Origin of the sequence: Microbulbifer sp. SH-1 (genome assembly GCF_011326135.1) — a bacterium.
Taxonomy (GTDB): domain Bacteria; phylum Pseudomonadota; class Gammaproteobacteria; order Pseudomonadales; family Cellvibrionaceae; genus Microbulbifer; species Microbulbifer harenosus.
This window is the reverse complement of the sequence record NZ_CP046948.1, coordinates 357,536-376,910: the sequence shown is the minus strand read 5'-3', so window position 1 is coordinate 376,910 and position 19,375 is coordinate 357,536. Positions and strand designations below refer to the sequence as shown.

15 protein-coding genes and 1 pseudogene are annotated in these 19,375 nt (G+C 58.9%); 2 read left to right on the top strand and 14 right to left on the bottom strand.

Going from position 1 to position 19,375, the window contains the following annotated elements:
• Positions 1-3: 3 nt before the first annotated feature.
• The 14 genes and pseudogenes from GNX18_RS01635 to GNX18_RS01575 form a co-directional block, all read right to left on the bottom strand.
• The gene (locus GNX18_RS01635) at positions 4-1,788 is read right to left on the bottom strand and encodes an alpha-amylase family glycosyl hydrolase (protein ID WP_166215048.1); all 1,785 of its coding nucleotides are present in this window, start codon (positions 1,786-1,788) and stop codon (positions 4-6) included.
• A gap of 81 nt (positions 1,789-1,869) precedes the next feature.
• Complete coding sequence (locus GNX18_RS01630) at positions 1,870-2,205, bottom strand: hypothetical protein (RefSeq protein WP_166215046.1); 336 nt, start codon at positions 2,203-2,205, stop codon at positions 1,870-1,872.
• Positions 2,206-2,447: 242 nt separating this feature from the next.
• Positions 2,448-5,210 (bottom strand): TonB-dependent receptor, encoded by a 2,763-nt coding sequence (locus tag GNX18_RS01625; RefSeq protein ID WP_166215044.1) that lies wholly within the window; start codon positions 5,208-5,210, stop codon positions 2,448-2,450.
• A gap of 74 nt (positions 5,211-5,284) precedes the next feature.
• On the bottom strand, positions 5,285-6,520 hold the full coding sequence (locus GNX18_RS01620; RefSeq protein WP_138236404.1) for a PQQ-binding-like beta-propeller repeat protein: 1,236 nt from the start codon (positions 6,518-6,520) through the stop codon (positions 5,285-5,287).
• Positions 6,521-6,738: 218 nt separating this feature from the next.
• A complete protein-coding gene (locus tag GNX18_RS01615; RefSeq protein ID WP_166215042.1) occupies positions 6,739-8,616 on the bottom strand; it encodes a winged helix-turn-helix domain-containing protein in 1,878 nt (625 codons plus the stop codon).
• A gap of 268 nt (positions 8,617-8,884) precedes the next feature.
• Positions 8,885-9,760, bottom strand: coding sequence for an alpha/beta fold hydrolase (locus GNX18_RS01610; protein WP_166215040.1), 876 nt, complete (start codon positions 9,758-9,760; stop codon positions 8,885-8,887).
• A 122-nt stretch (positions 9,761-9,882) separates the two neighbouring features.
• A complete protein-coding gene (sixA, locus tag GNX18_RS01605) occupies positions 9,883-10,341 on the bottom strand; it encodes a phosphohistidine phosphatase SixA (protein WP_138236401.1) in 459 nt (152 codons plus the stop codon).
• Between the two features lie 52 nt (positions 10,342-10,393).
• Complete coding sequence (locus GNX18_RS19525; RefSeq protein ID WP_240914392.1) at positions 10,394-10,621, bottom strand: hypothetical protein; 228 nt, start codon at positions 10,619-10,621, stop codon at positions 10,394-10,396.
• A gap of 126 nt (positions 10,622-10,747) precedes the next feature.
• Positions 10,748-10,884 (bottom strand): annotated as a pseudogene (locus GNX18_RS19520) (DUF4389 domain-containing protein); the annotation flags it as partial.
• 178 nt (positions 10,885-11,062) lie between these two features.
• Positions 11,063-11,341, bottom strand: coding sequence for a DUF4389 domain-containing protein (locus GNX18_RS01595; protein WP_138236399.1), 279 nt, complete (start codon positions 11,339-11,341; stop codon positions 11,063-11,065).
• 40 nt (positions 11,342-11,381) lie between these two features.
• Positions 11,382-12,431: an NAD(P)H-dependent glycerol-3-phosphate dehydrogenase gene (locus GNX18_RS01590; protein WP_138236398.1), complete on the bottom strand. Its 1,050-nt coding sequence runs from the start codon at positions 12,429-12,431 to the stop codon at positions 11,382-11,384.
• Between the two features lie 269 nt (positions 12,432-12,700).
• Complete coding sequence (htpG, locus tag GNX18_RS01585) at positions 12,701-14,617, bottom strand: molecular chaperone HtpG (protein ID WP_166215038.1); 1,917 nt, start codon at positions 14,615-14,617, stop codon at positions 12,701-12,703.
• A 120-nt stretch (positions 14,618-14,737) separates the two neighbouring features.
• A complete protein-coding gene (locus GNX18_RS01580; protein WP_240914154.1) occupies positions 14,738-16,015 on the bottom strand; it encodes a beta-lactamase family protein in 1,278 nt (425 codons plus the stop codon).
• A gap of 404 nt (positions 16,016-16,419) precedes the next feature.
• On the bottom strand, positions 16,420-17,022 hold the full coding sequence (locus GNX18_RS01575; RefSeq protein WP_138236396.1) for a peroxiredoxin: 603 nt from the start codon (positions 17,020-17,022) through the stop codon (positions 16,420-16,422).
• Between the two features lie 367 nt (positions 17,023-17,389).
• Between GNX18_RS01575 and GNX18_RS01570 the strand changes: the two genes are divergently transcribed.
• Both GNX18_RS01570 and GNX18_RS01565 read left to right on the top strand, forming a co-directional pair.
• Positions 17,390-17,602, top strand: a complete 213-nt coding sequence (locus GNX18_RS01570; protein ID WP_138236395.1) for a bacterioferritin-associated ferredoxin — start codon at positions 17,390-17,392, stop codon at positions 17,600-17,602.
• Positions 17,603-17,806: 204 nt separating this feature from the next.
• Entirely contained in the window at positions 17,807-19,123 is a 1,317-nt protein-coding gene (locus tag GNX18_RS01565; protein ID WP_166215036.1) for a DUF2254 domain-containing protein, read from the top strand.
• Positions 19,124-19,375: the final 252 nt, after the last annotated feature.

Here is a 19,375-nt window from a genome sequence, read left to right as displayed (position 1 = left end):
ATGTCAGATGTTCAATGTATTTTCTTCGATTCCCAGAGTGTTACTCGGGAGTGCTTCCAGCAGCAGCACGCGGTTCAATACACGGAATTTGGCGTAACCATCGCGCACTGGCTGCACTTCTCCTGTGTAAGCATTGCGCAGGCGCGTGCCGTCGGCGAAGGTGTCGCCGACGGCGACCTTGTCGTGCGCCCGGTCGCTGAGTTTGATAATTACCTTGTCACCGCTGGCCGCATGCACCCGCACGAAGGTCTGTTGCGCGATACGAATCTGCGCACCGGCACCTATCGCCAGGTGCCGGCGACGGAACTGGCCGAGCTTCTGCCAGTGCGCCAGCACTGCCTGATCCTGGTTGTCCCAGTTGTAATCGGAGCGGTAGTTTTGAATGGGATCGGAAATATCGCCCAAGTCGTCGGCTTTGCGCGCCACTTCATCGCCGTAAAAAATCTGTACCGCGCCGGGTGCCAGCAACAGGCTGGTACCCAGGTCGATACTATCGGCCGGGTTGGTGTCGCGCTTGTAGGTGTTATTCAGAAAGCTCAATGTCGACCAGTCGGCACGGTTGTTGAGCTGATCTGCGTACTGCTGCCAGATGTCACCGATACGGCTCAGGTCGCCACTCTTGGGAAAGGTGAAATTGACGATGGAATCGAAACCCAACTCGGCATATTGGGGATAGAAGCGGATATCCGAGTCCCAGACATCGCCCGTCATCCAGAAGTCGTCGCGCCATTGTGACGCGGGCGATTCGGGGTGCGTGCGCCGCCACTGACTCAACGCGGCGTTCGCGGCCTGATGCAACTGTTGCCAGCGCTGCGCGTCTACATTGTCGATCACATCGCAGCGGAAGCCGTCGATGCCAAACTCCCGCACCCAGGCGGCGAGCCACTGGATGACATAGTCGGCTGGCGCCAGTGGCTGATCGCGGCGGTAGGGCACAGCGCTTGGGTTGACCCAGGGCGTGGCGTCACCCTCTTGCTGCCACTTGCGACGCAGGAAGTCGGGGATGGCCACCGGTTGCGTGCTTTCAGTGCGAAAGTCCGGCAGGCCGTAGATGCTTTCGGTCAGCAGGTCCTTGTCTACCTCGTCCGGCGCGCGTGTCCAGTCGTCACCCCACCAGCGGTCGCGCTGGTGTTTTTCTGACAGCTGGAACAGTTCCAGATAATCGAAGCCCTCGCGATGTTCGCGGGCGCTGGCCTCGTCGAGCCCCACATCACCAAACCCGAACTGCACCGCGTCTAGCAGGGTGTTGTAGCCGGGGTGGTTGAGACCGGCATCCATAATGACACGGATGCCCTGCCCGTGAGCCAGATCCACGAAGCGACGAAACTCCTCGACAGTGCCGAAGTTTCGGTCCATGGAGGTGAAGTCCATGGGGTAGTAGCCGTGGTAGCCGTAGTGAGGAAAATCGTTGCGACTGCCACCGCCGACCCAGCCATGCATCTGCTCGTAGACGCCGGTAACCCAAATGGCACTGACCCCCAGACGTTGGAAATAACCGTCCTCAAGTTTTTCGATCACCCCGGCGATGTCACCGCCGTGAAATGTGGCAGCGTTCTTCTGCGCCGAACCGTAGTCGGTCTTGCGGTTGTAGTTCTGGTCGTTGCCTGGGTCGCCATTGCGAAAACGGTCTACGAACAGGAAGTAGACGCTGGCATTGTCCCAGGAAAATTCCAACGGCGCTTTCCCCGCAGTCTGCGCCATCGCCTGCGTCGCCAATTGTCCGCAACCGAGCAGCAGGACGAGGGCAACGGAGAGCCGCAACATGGTTGCGGTGTTACTCAAATTCATGATCAGTCCTTATTATCATTTTGGAATACAGCCATTTGCATTGCGCGGTGAACTCATATTTTTCATGCGAAGAAGAGCTTATTAGTAGGTTTTTCCCTCACGAAAAACGGGCGTATCTACCTGTATTTCATAGGCATCCTTTTGCCTCACCTCGTTCGCGTATTCCAATCGCAGTTCTTTTGCCCTGGCAATCCAGTAGTGCTTTTGCTTGCGCATACTTGGTATCTTCCAGCAGGCGTCACCTCCATTTTCCCCGCAGGGCCACTCCCGGTGCACCAGTTGCCAGCGCACCTGGTTGACGATCTGACGCACGCGTTCGGGGCACAAGCCGTACTTGGCGCCTATGGACCTGAAAGAATCGCCGGCGAGCAGCTGCTCGAACATTGCCAACGCTCTCAGCGGAGCATGAGTCTTCACAACTACATCCTTTCAATGGCCGGTCTGTTCTCTGGCGGTCAATCCCGACAACAGCGTCGGGAAATCCGCCCGGCACAGGATCTGGCGGCCGGCGTCCAACCTGATCATGTAGTTATTCCTCTGCCGACCGCCGGCAGCAGGAGAGCGATCTTTAGAAAATAAAGCATTGCTGTTTTTCCCTTTCTGTTGAAAGGGATGTGCCCCGCCGATCCAGCGGGGCACATCCGCTACCTCGCTGCTCGTCAGAACTCGTAACTGACGCCCAACAGATAGGTGCGGCCGTAGCTCTGGTAGTCGCGAACCTGCAGTTCATTGTCGCCGCTCAGTGTGGTGAACGGTTCCTCGGTCAGGTTTACGCCCTGCAGGAATACGGACAAACCCTCCAGACCACCGATGCCAGCGTCGGCAAAGTCATAGCCGATCTGCGCGTCGACGATGGTTTCACCCAGCACGTCGACCTGGGTGGATTCAAAGCCAATACCGTAGACCTCACCGTTGAAGTCGGAGCGTTTGCGCAGGCTGGTACGTGCCGAAAAACCGTAGTTTTCGTAGTACAGCGTCAGGTTTTGGATACTGTCGGACAGTCCCGGCAGCTGAAAGTCGTTGCCATTCTGATCTTTGATATCGGAGCTGACACCGGTGTGGCTGGCCAGCAGGCCGAAACCATCCAGGCTCTCGCTGAAGATATTGAACGGCAGGGTCAGGGAAACCTCATAGCCCTGCAGGGTGCCGCCGCCACCATTTACGCTACCACTGCCGCTAGCCCTGGAATTCTCCGGAACCATACCGGTGAGAGGATCGGCGACGCCGACCAGGTCCACTTCATAGGTGCCGTTGAAGACCCACTGGTCCAGGTCCTTCCAGAACAGGGCCACGGAGAAGTAACCCTCGTCACTGAAGTAGTTTTCGTAGGAAAGGTCTACCCCCACAGCCTCCTTAGGTTCCAGCAACGGGTTGCCTCCACTGATGCCCCAGTAGTTACCATTGGCATCCGCTACATCTCTGTAGCCAACGCTGAGCGACGCGTTCATTTGATCCATGCGCGGACGGGAAATGGTTTTGGCGGCCCCGAAGCGCACGGTCTGCTGCTCATCGAGAGCCAACGACAGATTCAGGCTCGGCAGGAGGTGGCTGTAGTCGTGGCTGATGTCCGTGGGTTCGGCGACGACACGTCCGTCGATTACCTGACCGGCAAAGCCCTTGGAGCGCTGTTCGGTATAGACATAGCGCAGGCCGGCATTACCGGCCAGCGACAGACCGCCAACCTCTGTTTCAAATTCTGCCTGCGCAAACGCGGCAGTAACCGTTTCGTTAACGGAGTAGGAGTCGGTTACATGGTTGAGGTTGATATCCGATTCGGTGGTCAGGTCGTAGTAACCATCCGCCAGTAGGCCAGCGGCATCATAGGCAATAACGTCTCCCATGCCGATAAAGTCCAGGGAGGCAGTGCCCAGGCGGTATTCTTCCGGAACGACCAGCCGGCCCGGGAACGCATCCAGGGTCACATAGTAGCCTTTGGTGCGTCTGTTTTTTTCCCGCTCACGGTAGGAAACGCCATAGCTGATTTCGTTTACGATTCCGACATCCATAAGCTGAGAGGCGGCCAGTTTCAGCGAGGTCAACTCGTCGTCGACTTCCGGCGCATTGATAAAGCCGTCTTGCGCGGTGTTTTCCCACTCAGTACCGACAAGGTCATACCTGTCGTTCAGCGCCCCACCCCAGCTCAGTGGGCCGCCCAATTGGATCAAGTCATAATCGCCATAGTCGAGCTCATGCTCAAAAATGGCACCCGAATTTCCGGCGCCCATATTGTAGGTCACGGTATCGCGCAATCCCTGGCTGTCTCCGCGACCGGTGCCGGCATAGCTTTCGAAGCTCCAGATTTCGCGCTTGACGTTGGACTGACTGGCATCGAACTCGAGCTGTAGCTCTTCGCTGACATCGTACTTGAGGTTGAAGCCGAAGGAGTTCAGTTCAGCTTCACGGTGTTCGTCTTCGTTACGAACCAGCGGTTTCATATCCACGAAGGTTCCAGAAGTGATAAAGCCACTCTCTGGGTCGATTTCGTTGGCGATTCCCTCGGTTGCGATGTAAACGGGAATATCGAAACCGCGCAGGATTTTCTGATCGGAGAAGTCCACGTACAGCGCATCAAAGGTAGTCTGCAGCTTTTCATTCGGTCGCAATTCCACTACCAGCATCGCGCTGTCGCGCTCCAGCACCGAGGAGCGGACCAGGGGCTTGGCGCCCGTCATGACGGAATAGGACTGGCCGTCGGCATCGACATTCTGGTAGCCCCAGGCGTGCCAGCGCTCTTCCTGGTTCGGAGAACTCATGGTGTTGTAAGCGAAGGCCACACCGATGGTGTCGTCGGCAAACTGGTCGATATAGGAAATGGTGGCGCGGTGCCCCTGATCTTCACCATCGGGATTCAGCTTGTCGAAGCCGGTCTGCTCCAGCTGGCCGTTGAACTTGACCACGCGCTCGCCGCGCTCGAGTGGCTTGACGGTCTGCATATCGATCACACCGGCGATCCCTTCGGCCTCGATGTTGGCCGTTGGGGTTTTGTGCACGGTGACACCGCTCATGATCTCAGAGGGATAGAGGTCGAACTCCACACCGCGGTTGTCGCCGATGGATACCTGTTCGCGACCGTTGAAGGTAGTGGCGCTCTCGTTCTCACCGAAGCCGCGGATAGTCACACGGCTGGCCCGGCCATCCAGGCGCTGGGTGGCCAGGCCCGGCAAGCGCGAGATGGCTTCGGCGATGGAGGAATCCGGCAGTTTGCCGATATCCTCAGCAGAGATGACCTCTACTACGGACTTGGCATCGCGCTTGGTGCTGATGGAGTCCATCACACTTTTGCGGAAGCCGACGACCGTTATTTCTTCGAGTGACGCATCGTAGCTCTCCTCTTGCGCCTGGACGCCGTAAGAGGCCGTTACAGAAACCGCGACAGCACAGCTGATCGCTGCCGGCAACAGTCTTTTTTTATTGTCATACATCGCATGAGCTCCTTATGGTGCTTTTTTGGTTGTTTTGCTTTTATCTGCTGAGTGAAGAAGGAGGCTTCGTCGTGTTACAGGCGAACCGCGTACAGCTTGCCTCCGGCGGTACCTGCATAAACGTATGAACCATCGGTAGTGAGATTGAGGATGGCGTCCAGACCCGAGAGCATGCGCCGCATGTAGGCAACGCTGCCGGCATGACTGCCGTCTTTCTCCGCCTCTTCGTCCATGCGAATACCCCCTTCAGGGCGCACGTAGATCGCCTGATTGGCCCGGCTGCGAGTGGACTGGAACAGGGCGCGGCGCGCGCCAGTCTCGAGGTCGACGGCGAACAGTTCACCGGCCAGAGTGCCGACAACCAGTTCCCGGCCGGCAATGGCCGGCTGCGCGAATACAAGGTGGTTGGTGGGGGCAAAGAATTTCAGATGCCCATTGTTGAGATCCTGGCCCATCACACCGAGGCCGTCGGACAGGCCGAAATACACGGTGCCGCCGCTGATCGTGGCGGGGGAACCGATCCAGGAGTTGGCGTACTTGCTGCTCCACTGCTCGACGCCGGTGCGGGCATCAATGGAATAAAAATAAGCACCGCGGCTGCCCACATAGACGCGCCCCCCGTGCAGCTGCGGTGTCAGGTTGAAGCCCGGCCAGCCGTCCCAGCCGGCCATGGCGCCCTGGGGCAGCCTGCCGACAAACTGCCACGCAATGTCGCCGCTCTGCGCATCCAGTCCGTAGAGGTGGTTGTCCCAACTGCCGACGATGACAATTCCCTCGTGGTGCACCGGGTCCGTATGCACTACCCCGGTTTCCTGGCGCCACAGCGGTTTACCGTCGCTGAGAGACAGCGCCTGCACGCCGCCACCGATGCCGACAAAAATCCGCTCCCCCACCACCAGCGGTGCCGAGCGGTACCAGGCCCAGGTGCGGGAGAACCGGCCCTCGCCCCAGCCCCAACTGGTTCCGTCGGTGGTGGCTTCGGCGTCTTGCGCGGCAAAGAACCACAGCCGGCGGCCGTGCCGGTCCAGGGCGTGCACACCGTTGTCCGCGTGCAGCAGTATTCGCTCGCCGGCGAGGGCCACTGCCGCGGCGATTGCCGCACCCGCATCGTACTGCCAGCGTTTGTGTCCGGACTTGTCCAGCGCGAAGAGGTGTTTACCGGCGGAGGTGTAAATGGTGTCCCCGTCCAGCACCGGCTTGCCGATCACCATATCCGGCGCCTCGAACTGCCAGGCCAGGGCACTGTCGGTCTCCGCCTGCAGCAGCCCGCTGGCTGCCAGGGCGAGTGCCATCAGAATGTTTTTGAGCATCAGTCGTTCCCGTTTGGAAACCCGGACCAGGCCCGCTGGGGCAAGGCTGGCACCGGGTTCAGTTGCAATCGGGAGCAGAGACTAGGGATAGGTACCGTGGGCGTCCTGAAATCGGCCCAAGGCGTTCCAAGGAGTTCCAAATGTCAATGGAATCAATAAGTTAGAAGCAGTGTTTGCAGGTGCCGCGGGGACGGGAGGGCGCGGCACCCGGGGTGGTTTCAGGGGTGGTTCGAGGGGTAAGAGCCGCCCTGGGGCAGCCCTATTTGGCGCAGCAGCGCGGTGAATTCCGGCCGGCCCCGCAGTGGTGCGTATTTGGGATCGACCGCAACCCACAGCAGCTCCAGCTGCCGGGCCTGCAGCGCCTGTTGCAGCCACTCCAGGGCGCGCTCCTGCTCGCCGGCTGCCACCGCGTAACGGGCAAGGGAAAGGGGTGCCTGATACTGGCCGATATTGCGCAGCTCCCGTTTCTCAAACGCCAGCCAGCGGTAGAAGCCACGGAGACCGCTCTCCGCGAAGGCCCGCTCGGCGGCGGCCAGTTCCCGCTCGCCGTAGTCCATTTCTGCCAACACCTGCAGATACGCCCGGAAGGACTCTTCCTCCCGGCCCATATTCTCCAGAATCGCCTGCCGCGACCACAGGTGCACCAGAGAGGGTTTCTGCAGCGGCATCCGCTTGTCCAGTTCGGCCAGTGCCTGCGGATAAGCGCCCATCATGTTGTAGATCCAGGCCACCGAGGGCACCGAGTAGGAAAAAGGGTCCAGAGTCCGGTAGGCGCGCACCTCGTGCATCGACTCGTCAAAACGCCCCATGGCCAACAAGAACTGCGAGTAGTGGAAGTGGGCCAGACCGTGGCTGGGATTGCTCGCCAGGGCACTCTTGAAATGACGTTCAGCGCTGGGGAAATCCCACTCGTAGAGGAACACCAGGTTAGCGAGCTCCAGATGCGCATCAGCAAGTACCGGGTTCAGTTGCAAAGCCTTTTCCAGCAGCTGCCGCAGCTCCGGCAGAGCACGCCGCACTTCGCTATCATCGCCCAGGCTGCGTATCCGCGCCTGGGCCAGCCCCACATAGGCCGGAGCGAAGTCCGGCGCCGCGACCAGGGCCTGCTCGAAGGCAGTGACGGCCCGTCGCCCATACTCGGGCTCCGCCTGCAACAGGAGGTAGCGCCCAAGCTGATAGTGCTCCAGGGCCTTTTCCGGCGGCAGGTATGGCGCCCTCCCAGCCTCCTGTAGCGATGCCTTCTCACCAGCAACGGCAGCCGCCAGCTGCGTGGCAACCTCCTCTGCAGTGTTCGCCAGGGCATTGCGCCCGGCTTTGTCCATTAACAAAACCTTCGACCACCGCAGATGATCGCTGGCCGAATCGATCAGCCTGAGCGAGAACTCGATCTGCTCCCCACGTCGCACTACGCTGCCTTCCACCAGCGCACTGGCATGAAGTTCCTCGGCGATTTCCGGCAGCTTCTTGCCGGTGTCGCGGTAGACCATAGAAGACGTGTGGGAAATGACCCGGATACCGGTGTGACGCGCCAACCCGGCGACCAGGTATTCGGCGAACCCCTCGGCCAGTGCCGCGCTGTCGGCATCTCCGCCCGGATTGCCGATGGGCAGCACGGCGATCACCGGCGGCGCCGAGCTTCCAGCAGTCTCCACCGGCATGGGGGTTGACGTCACCTTGCCGGATATCAGCCACCAGGAAGCAGCCAGCGTGACGCCCAGCAACAGCGACAGCAACACCGGCACACGCCAGTGCCAACCGGTGCGGGGCTGGCGTGGTGAGGGGGCCTCGGCAACGGCCGCAATCAGGCGATAGCCATACCCAGGCAAAGTCTTGATATATGCGGGACGCCGCGCATTGTCTCCCAGCGCCTTGCGGACCTGGCTGATCGCCACGGAAATCGCATCTTCCGTCACCACCTTGCGGGGCCACACTTCGTCGAGCAACTGCTGCTTGGAGACATCCTCTCCGGCGTGGCGAATCAGGCACAACAGCAGCTGCAGCGGCGTGTGATCCAGCCGTCGTGCGACGTCGCCGTCCACCAGCGTTCCCTCGTGAACGTCGAGCAGCCAGTTGCCGATGTAGATGGGGTTTTGCATGGGGTCGCCGTACCGGGAGATGTTATAGAGCTGAATCAAACCAGATCGTCTAGATCCAGTTCGATGCTATCGGCGAAATACCGGTGCATCGAGGTGCAGCGGCACACAGGGGTGCTCCCGGGCCTCCATTACGCCGGTCATCATTGCCAGGCTGAACGATTTCGCCACGTCTTAATATTGAAAAAAACACACAGCGTCAATCGGCCGGCCAACGAGACGAGAGTGCTACGCCCTCCCCCCCCTGGCTTTTCGGCCGACGATAGTCCGGTTAGATTTTCGCTTCAAGAAACGGCAGAAACCACCGGGCAATGGTCTCCGCACTCTCCTCCATGTGCAGATGGTGCCCACCGGGAAATTCATGGATTTCTATATTCGGTATGCGTTCGGCAATGGGACGGATACGCTCGATCATGCCCTGAATACCTTCTTTGCCCAATGCGAGACGAATGGGCATGGTGGCGCGGGACAGAAACGCCATCACCTGCGCCTCATTCAGTTTCGCCAGCGAACTCGCCAGCAGTTGCGGGTCATTGCTCCAGGTGTAGCCGCCTTCACACGGACGCACGCCCCGCTCCACCAGCGCGCGAGCCGCGCTGTCGCTCAATTTGAACAGGCCGTTCTTGCGTGCCGCCGTGGCCACATCCAGCGATGCAAATACCTTGGTGCGGCGGTCGCGGTAGCGCGCGCGCTGCTCAATGCCTTTGCGCAGGGTTTCCGGGGCTTCGGAATCTGTGGTGGGTGGCGGCACAAGACCGTCAATCAGGGCGAGGCGGTTTATACGCTCGGGAAAAGTGGCGGCGGCAATGGTACCGATTACCGCACCACGGGAGTGCGCCAGTACGGAAAAGCGCTGCCAACCGAGGGCATCTGCCATGCCCAGCACATCCTCAATTTCCGTCCATACGGTGTAGTTGGCATCCCGGTGACGGTGGTAGCTCTGGCCGTGCCCGGCCATATCCACCGCAACCAGATTGAGGCTCTGATTCTGACTCAGCAGATGGGGCGCCATGGCATCGAAGCTGGCGCAGTTGTCCAGCCATCCATGTAACGCCAGGACCGGCACGCCACCGGGATTGCCCCACTGGCGCGCAGCGATGGTGTTGCCCTGAATATCCAGGATGATTTCTCGGGGGGATGGGCTCATGGCAGCAGCTTCCGCTAAATCGGCCCTTCATGCTGACAGCCCGGAAACCGCGGCTCAATGGCGGCAGGCGCCAGACTCAATGGCCGTTTTTCCACGGCCAATACAACGCACTTCACGCCCGACTATGGCTTATGTTGCAACCATTCGAGTTCGGCACAATCGCGGGCCCACACATCGGCACTGAGACAGGCGATACTCGAGGTACCCATGGGATGCTCATCGCCGGTGCCACACAGACCGTTGACGAGGCTGCCCACCAGCGGCTGATGGCTGACCAGCAGCAGTGGAAAGAGGTCTTCATCCGCATCCGCCAGTGCATCCAGCAGTTCATCCAGCGGGGTATCACCGGTCAATACCTCCTGGATCTCCACCTCGCGCTCGAAGGTTTCCGCTACGATCTTCGCCGTCTGGCGGGTGCGCACGAAGGGGCTGGCCCAGATTGTTTTCACCTGTGCCAGCTCCGAGGCGCGCTGCTCGCACACCGCGGCCACTTCTTTGCGCCCTTCTTCCGTGAGTGCGCGGGTTTCATCACTCTTACTGAACGGCTCGGCGTGGCCGTGACGCATGACAAGCAACAGCACTACTTTCTCCCGTCAAATCCTGACTGCCAGACTTCGTGGACACGCTCCGGGATTATTTGTCGCCGGTGTTTTTTTCGACATCTGCGGAGGTGTCACTGCCGAGTTCAATGACGGTTTCATCTTCCGCACTTTCATCCCCGGACTTCGCCGCCTTGGGCTTTCTTTTCTCCGCTGGCTTTTCTTCCGCCTTTTCCTGCGGTTTCTGCTCAGCTCTGGCAGACGGCGCTTCGTCCACTTCCTCAAACTCCGCAGTAACCTCTACATCGTCACTGCCGATCACTTCGCCATCGATTTCCTCCGCGCTTTCATAAGAGGAGAGATCTTCCTCCTCAGACTCCGGCCACTCAGAGAAGGGAAAAGGCTTCTCCTCGGTGTTGTAGATAAGAAACTGCAGGCTCTGGTAGATAAAAGTGGAAATCTGGTCGCCGAGACGGCGCAGATTGTCGTTGGCCCCCCGCTGAAAATGGCGAACAGGAATTGGGCAATAATCACAGCCAGCATGACAAAGCCGGCAACTTCCAGCAGCACCGCAAACAGCACCATATAAACCAGGCGCAGCCATTGGTTGGTAGAGGTCAGGTTTCGTTTCAGTTCTTCATTGCTCATGGGCATTCACCAGTCCGTTGTTGGGCACCATTGTTAAAGTCGACGTTAAATACAACACCAAAGACAGCCGGCCACTCGGGCCGGCAATCAGGAAGCACCGTAGTCCGGTATCGTTTCAGTCCTGCGGCCACTCCGAAAACGGGAAAGGCTTTTCTTCCGTGTTGTAAATCAGGAACTGCAGGGTCTGGTAAATATAGGATGCAATCTGATTGCCGAGCTGGCGAAGGTTGTCGTTCGGCCCGCCAGATACAATCGCGAAAAGAAATTGCAGGACGATGGTCGCCAGCATTACGACCCCGGCCACTTCCAGCAGTATGACAAACATCACCATGAACACCAGCCGCAGCCAGTGATCGGTCGACGTCAGGTTGCGCTTTATTTGTTCGTTATCCATCGGTAGTTCCGTATTCAGGGGTTCCACTCGGGAAATCCACTCAGGGTTTGGCCGAATAAGCCACATCAAAGGTCTGCGCCCCGGACATCAGTTCACGAATGACCGTGGGGATCGGGGTACCTTCAAATAATATGGCGTGAATTGCGGAAACCAAGGGCATGTAAACGCCCAGTTCGTCCGCTTTCGCCTTAATCAGACGAACGGTGTTTACGCCCTCGGCCACCTGGCCGATCTCCGCCACCGCGTCATCCAGTTTTTTGCCCTTGCCCACCAGGTAACCCACCCGGTAGTTGCGGCTCAGGTCCGACGAGCAAGTGAGGATCAGGTCGCCAACGCCGGCAAGACCGATAAAGGTCATGGGATCTGCGCCCACTGCTTCGGCAAAACGCATCATTTCCGCAAGTGCGCGGGTGATCAGAAGGCTGATTGTATTCTGGCCACGCCCCAGTGCGACCGCCATACCGGTGACAATCGCGTAAATGTTTTTCAACGCCCCCGCCAGCTCCACGCCGAACACATCGTTGCTGGAATAGACGCGAAAGGTCTCCGAGTGCAGTACTTTCTGGATGGTGGTACAGAGAGACTCGTCTTCGCTCGCAATCACGGTGGCGGTGTAGTGGCCGGCGACGATCTCCTTGGCAAAATTGGGGCCGCTCAGCACCCCCACGCGCATGCCCTCGGTTTCCTCCCGCAGGATATCGCTCATCAGATGAAAGCGGTCGTGCTCTACGCCCTTGGTCAGGGAAATCAGCATGGTTCCGGGTGCCAGTACGGGTGCCGCACGGTGCATTACCTCGCGGAAGGACCCGCTGGGAATGGCGACAAACACGATCTGGCAACCGCACACGGCCGCCTCCAGGTCACTGGTGACCCTGAGCCCGGGATCGAGGGCAACGCCCGGCAAGTAGCACTGGTTTTCCCGATTGGCCATACAGGCTTCGGCGCGTTCCGCGTCGCGCATCCACTGCCGGGTATCGTGGCCGTTACCAGCGACGATATTGGCAATCGCCGTACCGAAGCTGCCGCCACCAAGTACCGCAACGGTGTAGCGGGATTCAGGGGCGCTTGAAGTTACTTCTTTCTGGGTCATAACGCTCTGTGATTCTTGCTTTGCAGCGGGGGATTATACGGAGGCGGATGCCGGCACCCAACGACCGAGGAGAAATTTGATCGTTTTTGCCAAGTTCACCGTGATTTGTCACCGTTTCAGCGTCATTTCGCGCAAAAAAGTGGTTAGCAGATAATCAATTAGCAAATATAGCGCAGTGCGTTGGGTCTGCCGCGCAGGAGGGATGGGAAAGACAATCAGGGGGCAGCACCGGCCGGGCGCTGTGCCCGGCCGGTGCGAACGCGGGAAACTCAGCGATTGAGCTCCAGCAGCAGTGCATTCAAACGGCGCACATAGTCCGCCGGATCCTCCAGCTGGTTGCCTGCCGCCAGATTGGCCTGATCCAGCAGGATGTTGGTGAGATCCGCAAAGCGGTCCTCGTCCTGCTCCTGATCCAGGCGCTGCACCAGCGGATGGTTGGGGTTCAATTCAAAGATCGGCTTTGCATCCGGCAGGGTCTGACCGGCCTGCTCCAGGATACGGCGCATCTGCAGGCCCATATCGTTGTCGCTGGCCACGAGACAGGCGGGAGAATCCACCAGACGGGTGGTCGCGCGCACCTCTTCCACGCGGCTCGCCAGCACTTCTTTGACCCGCTCTACCAGAGCGCCAGCCTCTTTCTCGACTTTTTCGCGCTCGGCCTTGTCGTCGGCATTTTCTGCATCGCCCAGATCCAGCGCGCCCTTGGCCACGTCCTGGAACTGCTTGCCGTCAAATTCGCGCATATGGCCGACAAACCACTCGTCCACCTGGTCGGTGAGCAGTAATACCTCGATGCCCTTCTTGCGGAAGACCTCGAGATAAGGTGAGGACTTAGCGGTGGCGAAATTGTCCGCGCACACGTAATAAATATGCTTCTGGCCGTCTTTCATGCGGCCAACGTACGCTTCCAGCGACTGGTCCTGCTTGGCGTTGTCGGTGTGGGTGGAGGAGAAGCGCAGCAGCTTGGCGATTTTCTCGCGGTTGGCGAAATCTTCCGCCGGCCCCTCTTTCATCACAGAACCAAACAGATCCCAGAACTTCTGGTATTCGTCCGCATCCTTGCTCGCCAGCTTGTCGAGCATGTCCAGCACACGCTTGGTGAGCGCGCTCTTGATGGCGTCGGTATTCTGGTCTTTCTGCAGGATCTCGCGGGAGACGTTCAGCGGCAGATCGTTGGAGTCCAGCACCCCTTTGACGAAGCGCAGGTACAGCGGCAGGAACTGCTCCGCGTCGTCCATGATGAACGTGCGCTGCACATACAGTTTGAGGCCGCGGGCGGCGTCGCGCTGGTACAGATCGAACGGCGCGCGCGCAGGGATATACAGCAGGCTGGTGTAATCCAGCTTGCCTTCGACGCGATTGTGGCTCCAGGTGAGCGGATCGTCGAAGTCGTGGGAGATGTGCTTGTAGAACTCCTTGTACTCCTCGGACTTCAGCTCCGAGCGCGGACGGGTCCACAGGGCCTGGGCGGCATTGACCGCTTCAAATTCCGGGGCCTTGTCCTCTTTCTTGTCCGCATCCTCACCGAAGTTGTGCTCTTCTTTCAGCATCTCCACCGGGATGGCGATATGGTCGGAGTACTTCTTGATGATGGAGCGCAGGCGCCAGCCGTCGGCGTATTCCTGGGCCTCGTCCTTCAAGTGCAGCACCACGCGGGTACCGCGGTTCGGCCACTCCACATTTTCCACCGAGTACTCGGCCTCGCCGCTGCACTCCCAATGCACGCCCTGGCTGGCGTCGAGCCCGGCGCGGCGGGTGAACACGTCCACCTTGTCGGCGACGATAAACGCGGAGTAGAAACCCACCCCAAACTGGCCGATCAGATGCGCGTCTTTCTTCTGGTCGCCGGAGAGGTTCTGCATGAAATTGGCGGTGCCGGAGCGGGCGATGGTGCCGAGGTTCTCAATCACTTCATCGCGGCTCATGCCGATGCCGTTGTCGGTGATGCTGAGGGTGCGGGCATCCTTGTCGAATTCGATACGGATGCGCAGGTCCGGGTCCTCTTCCAGCAACTCAGGCTTGGAGAGCGCCTCAAAACGCAGCTTGTCGGCGGCGTCGGATGCGTTGGAAACCAGCTCGCGCAGGAAAATCTCCTTGTTGGAGTAGAGCGAGTGGATCATCAAGTGCAGCAGCTGTTTGGCTTCGGTCTGGAAACCGTGGCGTTCTTTATGCGCCTCTACAGTCATGGGTCAGTTCTCCCCTAAATCAGATCAACGTCAAGACTGGGGATATTGGGCCGGCCGGCACCTTTTCAAGCGCCGGCCGGTGATTGACTGCACACGGATTTGGGGGAAGAAACGGCGGGATTACTTTTTCGCCGCGGCGATGGCGTGTACCAGCTTGCCCCGGCCGGTGATATCGGCGATGAAATTGCCGGTGAGATCCGAAATAACGCGGGACTCCGCATTCATCAGGATCGCGATGCCCACCTTGCGTTTTTCTGAGTAGGCAACGGCCGCGCGGAAGCCCGCCACCCAGCCGCCGTGGAACACGATGCGATCGTCACCCACGGTGTAGAGCCGCCAGCCGAGTCCATAACCGGCGTGGTCAATATAGTCACGCCAGATACGGTGCCGCATATGGCGGCGGGTTTCCACCCGCTCGGTGGTCAGGTCGCTGATCACCTCCCGCGACAGCACCTCGGGGTAGTATCCCATCTGCGCCTTCAGCCACTGGGCCATGTCGCTGATACTGGCATTCACTCCGGCCGCGGGTGCCGCCAGATAGTATTCTTTCTCTACTTTTACCGGGCGCCAGCCGTTGCCGGTCTGTACATGGGGCGCGGCGCGATTGCTCGCCGCCATAAACGCTTCCCAGCCGAGGGAGGCGTCCTCCATCTGCAAGGGGACAAAAAAGCGGTCTTTCAGCTGCCGGCTGTAAGGCACGCCGGTGGCCTTCTGGATGACCTCTTCAATCAGGCTGAACAATACATTCTGGTAGCCGTAGCACTGGCCCGGTTCGCAGTTGGGGTCGATGGTGGAAAACATCGGCAGGATCTTGGACAGAGGCCGGTTGTCTTCCAGGTAGTTGTCGTAGGCGTTGGGCGTCAGCCCCGAAGAGTGACTCAGCAGGTGCTGCACCTGCAACTTCATCGACAGCGCCGGGGTCTTGAAGCTGAGTTCCGGCACATAGCGTACGACCTTGTCGCCCCAGCTGAACTTGTGCTCGTGCTCAAGCACCGCGGCCATACTGGCGGCAAAGGTTTTGGACACCGACGCCAGCCGGAACACGGTATGGTTGGTGACCGCTTCTTGCTTGCCCTTCACGCGGACACCAAAGGTATCCATCGCCACCACCTGGTCGCGGTCCACGATCACATAGGCGGCGCCGGGAATGCCGTGTTGTTTCAGTATCTGGCGGAAGTAACGATCAAACTCGCGGGCACTGGACTCAACGCTCCGGCTGACGGACTTGCCGCCCTCACGCGCGGACTTATCCCCTGCCGTCGCGTCCGCAGCGGTCACGGTATGTGCGACGGAGAGCAGCACCAGCAACACCAGTGGCGGCAGCAGTCCGCCAGCAACAGGCTGGAACATGTCCCGAATACGGTTGGATACGCCCTGAATCACCTTGAAATACACCATATGCCGTACTGCAGACCACCGCGACAACGACGTCCCCCGAACCCGGGTCAGACCGGAGCCCCGTGAAAAACGCTATCGGATGTTGTGGGAAAACCTGTATGTAAGACTAGCAGCCCGCACAAAAATTCTCGGGCGGCACCCTTACTTGCCATCGCCTCAATCCTCTCACAACGTCACCGGTTGATCGGACGGATCAAACGACCACCGCACCGACTTGGCCGGGATTGTAATAAAACTGGAACAAACGCGCACATTAGCCGATTTTTCAACCGGTATCACCGGGTTTGCCCGGGCTGATTCCGGAACGCGGCGATTTGCGGGCGAAAAAAAACCGCCGTAAGGCGGTTTTCTTTGACCGAGGAAGCCGCATGGCTTCCCGGTCAGCGTAGCGCTCGCAACAAGACTTACAGCTTGTCGGCATTCTCGCTCAGGTACGCAGCCACACCCGCCGGAGAGGCGTTCATGCCCTTGTCACCTTCCTGCCAGCCAGCCGGGCAGACTTCGCCGTGCTCCTGGTGGAACGCCAGCGCGTCAACCATGCGCAGCATCTCGTCAACGTTGCGGCCCAGCGGCAGATCGTTGACCACCTGGTGACGCACAACACCTTCTTCGTCGATCAGGAAGGAGCCGCGGAAAGCGACACCGCCTTCGGACTCAACGTCGTAGGCCTGGCAGATTTCGTGTTTTACGTCGGCAACCAGAGTGTACTTAACCGGGCCGATACCACCGTCGTTTACCGGGGTGTTGCGCCAGGCGTTGTGAGAGAACTGGGAGTCGATGGAAACACCGATCACCTCAACACCGCGCTTTTTGAACTCTTCAAAGCGGTGGTCGAATGCGATCAACTCAGAAGGACATACAAAGGTGAAGTCCAGCGGGTAAAAGAAGACCACAGCCTTCTTGCCTTTGATTGCCTCGGCCAGGTTGAAGGTGTCAACGATCTCGCCGTTGCCCAGTACCGCGGCCGCAGTGAAATCCGGAGCGGGCTTGCCTACTAATACAGCCATGAGAACCTCCTCAGTGAGATGGGTATAACGTTATGGAAATGGTCAATTTATAACCAATGGCTATAAATTGATTAAAGATTGATAGTGGGCCGCTATCTTACACAGGGCTTTATGCCAGTCCCATTAAATTTTTATATAAATCCAATAGCTGGCGCTCCTCACCACCTGCGGCGCGTTTCTCTCCCGCCCAGCCAAAGCGGTGCCGACTCTTCAGTCAGCCGAAAGCCCCAATCCCCCCTACCAGACTGTGCACCGCCGGCTAGAATAAATTTTGAGCGATCGCATAATCTTATTGACACACATTCTCATTACCAATAAGATCCACATCCGTTCAAGAGTTGATTGTTTTTGCGCCAGGGTCACCGCGATGTACGTATGTATCTGTAAAGGCATCACTGACAGCCAGATCAAAGAGGCCGTGTACGACGGCTCCACCTCGGTCAAAGCCCTGCGCCGTCATCTGGGCGTATCCTCACAGTGCGGTCGCTGTGCAGAACTGACCCAGGAAATCATCGACGAGACCATGGCAGGCGGCGTAATGGCCACAGCCAACAGCGCGCTCTTTTATTCCGCCGGCTGATTCCAGCTTCAAGGGGCTATGGCGGCTAGCCTTCGATACCTGCCAACAGCGAGCCCTCCCGCAACGTAGCCCCCCTCCCTGACACCCCACTCTTCCGGACCGCCGTCCGCCGACGTATAAACTTTTCCTCCGATTGCAGATCATTCTCCGCGTGACCGACTAGGCTTTTATTGGCCCTGATTGCGCGAGCCTGACATCCCGACCATGAAACACCAGCTGCTGCATTTGTCTGAACGCCTCCGCGCCAGCTTCTGGGTGGTCCCGGCGCTGATGATGATTGTCGCCCTGCTACTGGCGCAGGGTCTGCTCGCCGCCGACCGCATATGGGAGATCGACCACCTGCCCGGCTTTGGCTGGCTCAGACTGCGCGACCCGGATAGTGCGCGCGCCCTGCTGGGCGCCATTGCCAGCTCCACCATCACCGTGGCCGGCACGGTGTTTTCCATCACCACCGTCGCCCTCACCCTGGCCTCCAACCAGTTTGGCCCGCGCCTGGTGCGCAACTTCATCCGCGACCGCGGCACTCAGGCCTCCCTTGGCATTTTTCTCAGCACCTTTGTGTATGCGCTGATGAGCATGCGCGGCATCGGGTCAGACACCACGGAACATCGCCACACCTTGACCGTAACGGTTGCCCTGCTGCTGGCGCTCGGATGTATCGCCTTTCTGATTTATTTCATCCACAACGTTGCCCAATCCATCCAGGTGGACAACATCACCTATCACATCAACCGCGAGTTCCGCTCTGCGCTTGAGTCTATTTACCCCCGCGAAGAAGCGAGAAATCGCCGCAACAGCCGCTGCGACCTGCGCACACTGCAACTCGGCGACGACAGCCTCTGTGTGCGCACACAGAAAGAAGGCTATGTGCAGATCATCGACCGCCAGGCACTGATCGACTGGGCAACCAAGCACGAGTGCCGTATTCAGCTGTTGTGCCATCCGGGAATTTTTGCCTTCCACTGGAGTATCGTCGCGCGGGTTTACGATCCACCCCGCAATCTCGACAGCCAGGACATCGCCAGGGCAATTCTCAGCGCAATTACTCTGGGCCCCCAGGCAACCGCGGAGCAGGACATCATTTTTTCTGTTCGCCAGCTTGCGCAGATCGCGGTGCGCGCGCTGTCTCCCGGCATCAACGATCCGTTTACCGCCTACGCCTGTATCGACAGACTGGTGGACGGTATGGGCGTTGTGCTGCAACGGCCACAGCTGCCCAACTGTTTTCACGATGACCAGGAACAATTGCGGCTGGTGGTCAATGAACTGGACTTCACCGACGTGCTGGCGGCCGCACTGGATGAAATCCGCGAGTACGGACGCTCCAGTGGCGTCGTTATGCGCCACCTGATCGGCGCGCTCATTGAGCTGGCGGAAATCTGCTCCCGCCGGGAGGACTGCAGAGCATTGAGCGCCTTGGTCAAGCGACTGGCGGAAGACTGCGAAAATTGCATCGACGACAGATTTGATATCGCCACCATCCAAAAACAGCTGTCAGTCATGCGCCGGGCACTGGAGTAAATGAATTTTGTCGCCGTTCTTTATACACACCTCTTAGCAGCTCTCCCCACCTTATGAATTCGTTGCGGCAAAAGAATTTCATTTTTTGCTTACAGTCTGCGACCGCGCAAACAAATCAAATGGCAATCATTCTCGTTGTAGTTTTCGGCCTTTTTCCCGTTAATTTTCGTGCTTTTTTGCCTGCAAAATAAGTGGCACGGCAACCTTGACTTGCCACAGAGCGCAACGCAAACTCACCTCGCCAGCCATTTG

Coding starts and splice junctions, on each gene's coding strand:
- htpG (WP_166215038.1), bottom strand. CDS start 14,617: ATGACTGTAGAGGCGCATAAAGAACGCCACGGTTTCCAGACCGAAGCC.
- GNX18_RS01580 (WP_240914154.1), bottom strand. CDS start 16,015: ATGGTGTATTTCAAGGTGATTCAGGGCGTATCCAACCGTATTCGGGAC.
- GNX18_RS01620 (WP_138236404.1), bottom strand. CDS start 6,520: ATGCTCAAAAACATTCTGATGGCACTCGCCCTGGCAGCCAGCGGGCTG.
- GNX18_RS01565 (WP_166215036.1), top strand. CDS start 17,807: ATGAAACACCAGCTGCTGCATTTGTCTGAACGCCTCCGCGCCAGCTTC.
- GNX18_RS01575 (WP_138236396.1), bottom strand. CDS start 17,022: ATGGCTGTATTAGTAGGCAAGCCCGCTCCGGATTTCACTGCGGCCGCG.
- GNX18_RS01570 (WP_138236395.1), top strand. CDS start 17,390: ATGTACGTATGTATCTGTAAAGGCATCACTGACAGCCAGATCAAAGAG.
- GNX18_RS01590 (WP_138236398.1), bottom strand. CDS start 12,431: ATGACCCAGAAAGAAGTAACTTCAAGCGCCCCTGAATCCCGCTACACC.
- GNX18_RS01610 (WP_166215040.1), bottom strand. CDS start 9,760: ATGAGCCCATCCCCCCGAGAAATCATCCTGGATATTCAGGGCAACACC.
- GNX18_RS01635 (WP_166215048.1), bottom strand. CDS start 1,788: ATGAATTTGAGTAACACCGCAACCATGTTGCGGCTCTCCGTTGCCCTC.
- GNX18_RS01625 (WP_166215044.1), bottom strand. CDS start 5,210: ATGTATGACAATAAAAAAAGACTGTTGCCGGCAGCGATCAGCTGTGCT.
- GNX18_RS01595 (WP_138236399.1), bottom strand. CDS start 11,341: ATGGATAACGAACAAATAAAGCGCAACCTGACGTCGACCGATCACTGG.
- GNX18_RS01615 (WP_166215042.1), bottom strand. CDS start 8,616: ATGCAAAACCCCATCTACATCGGCAACTGGCTGCTCGACGTTCACGAG.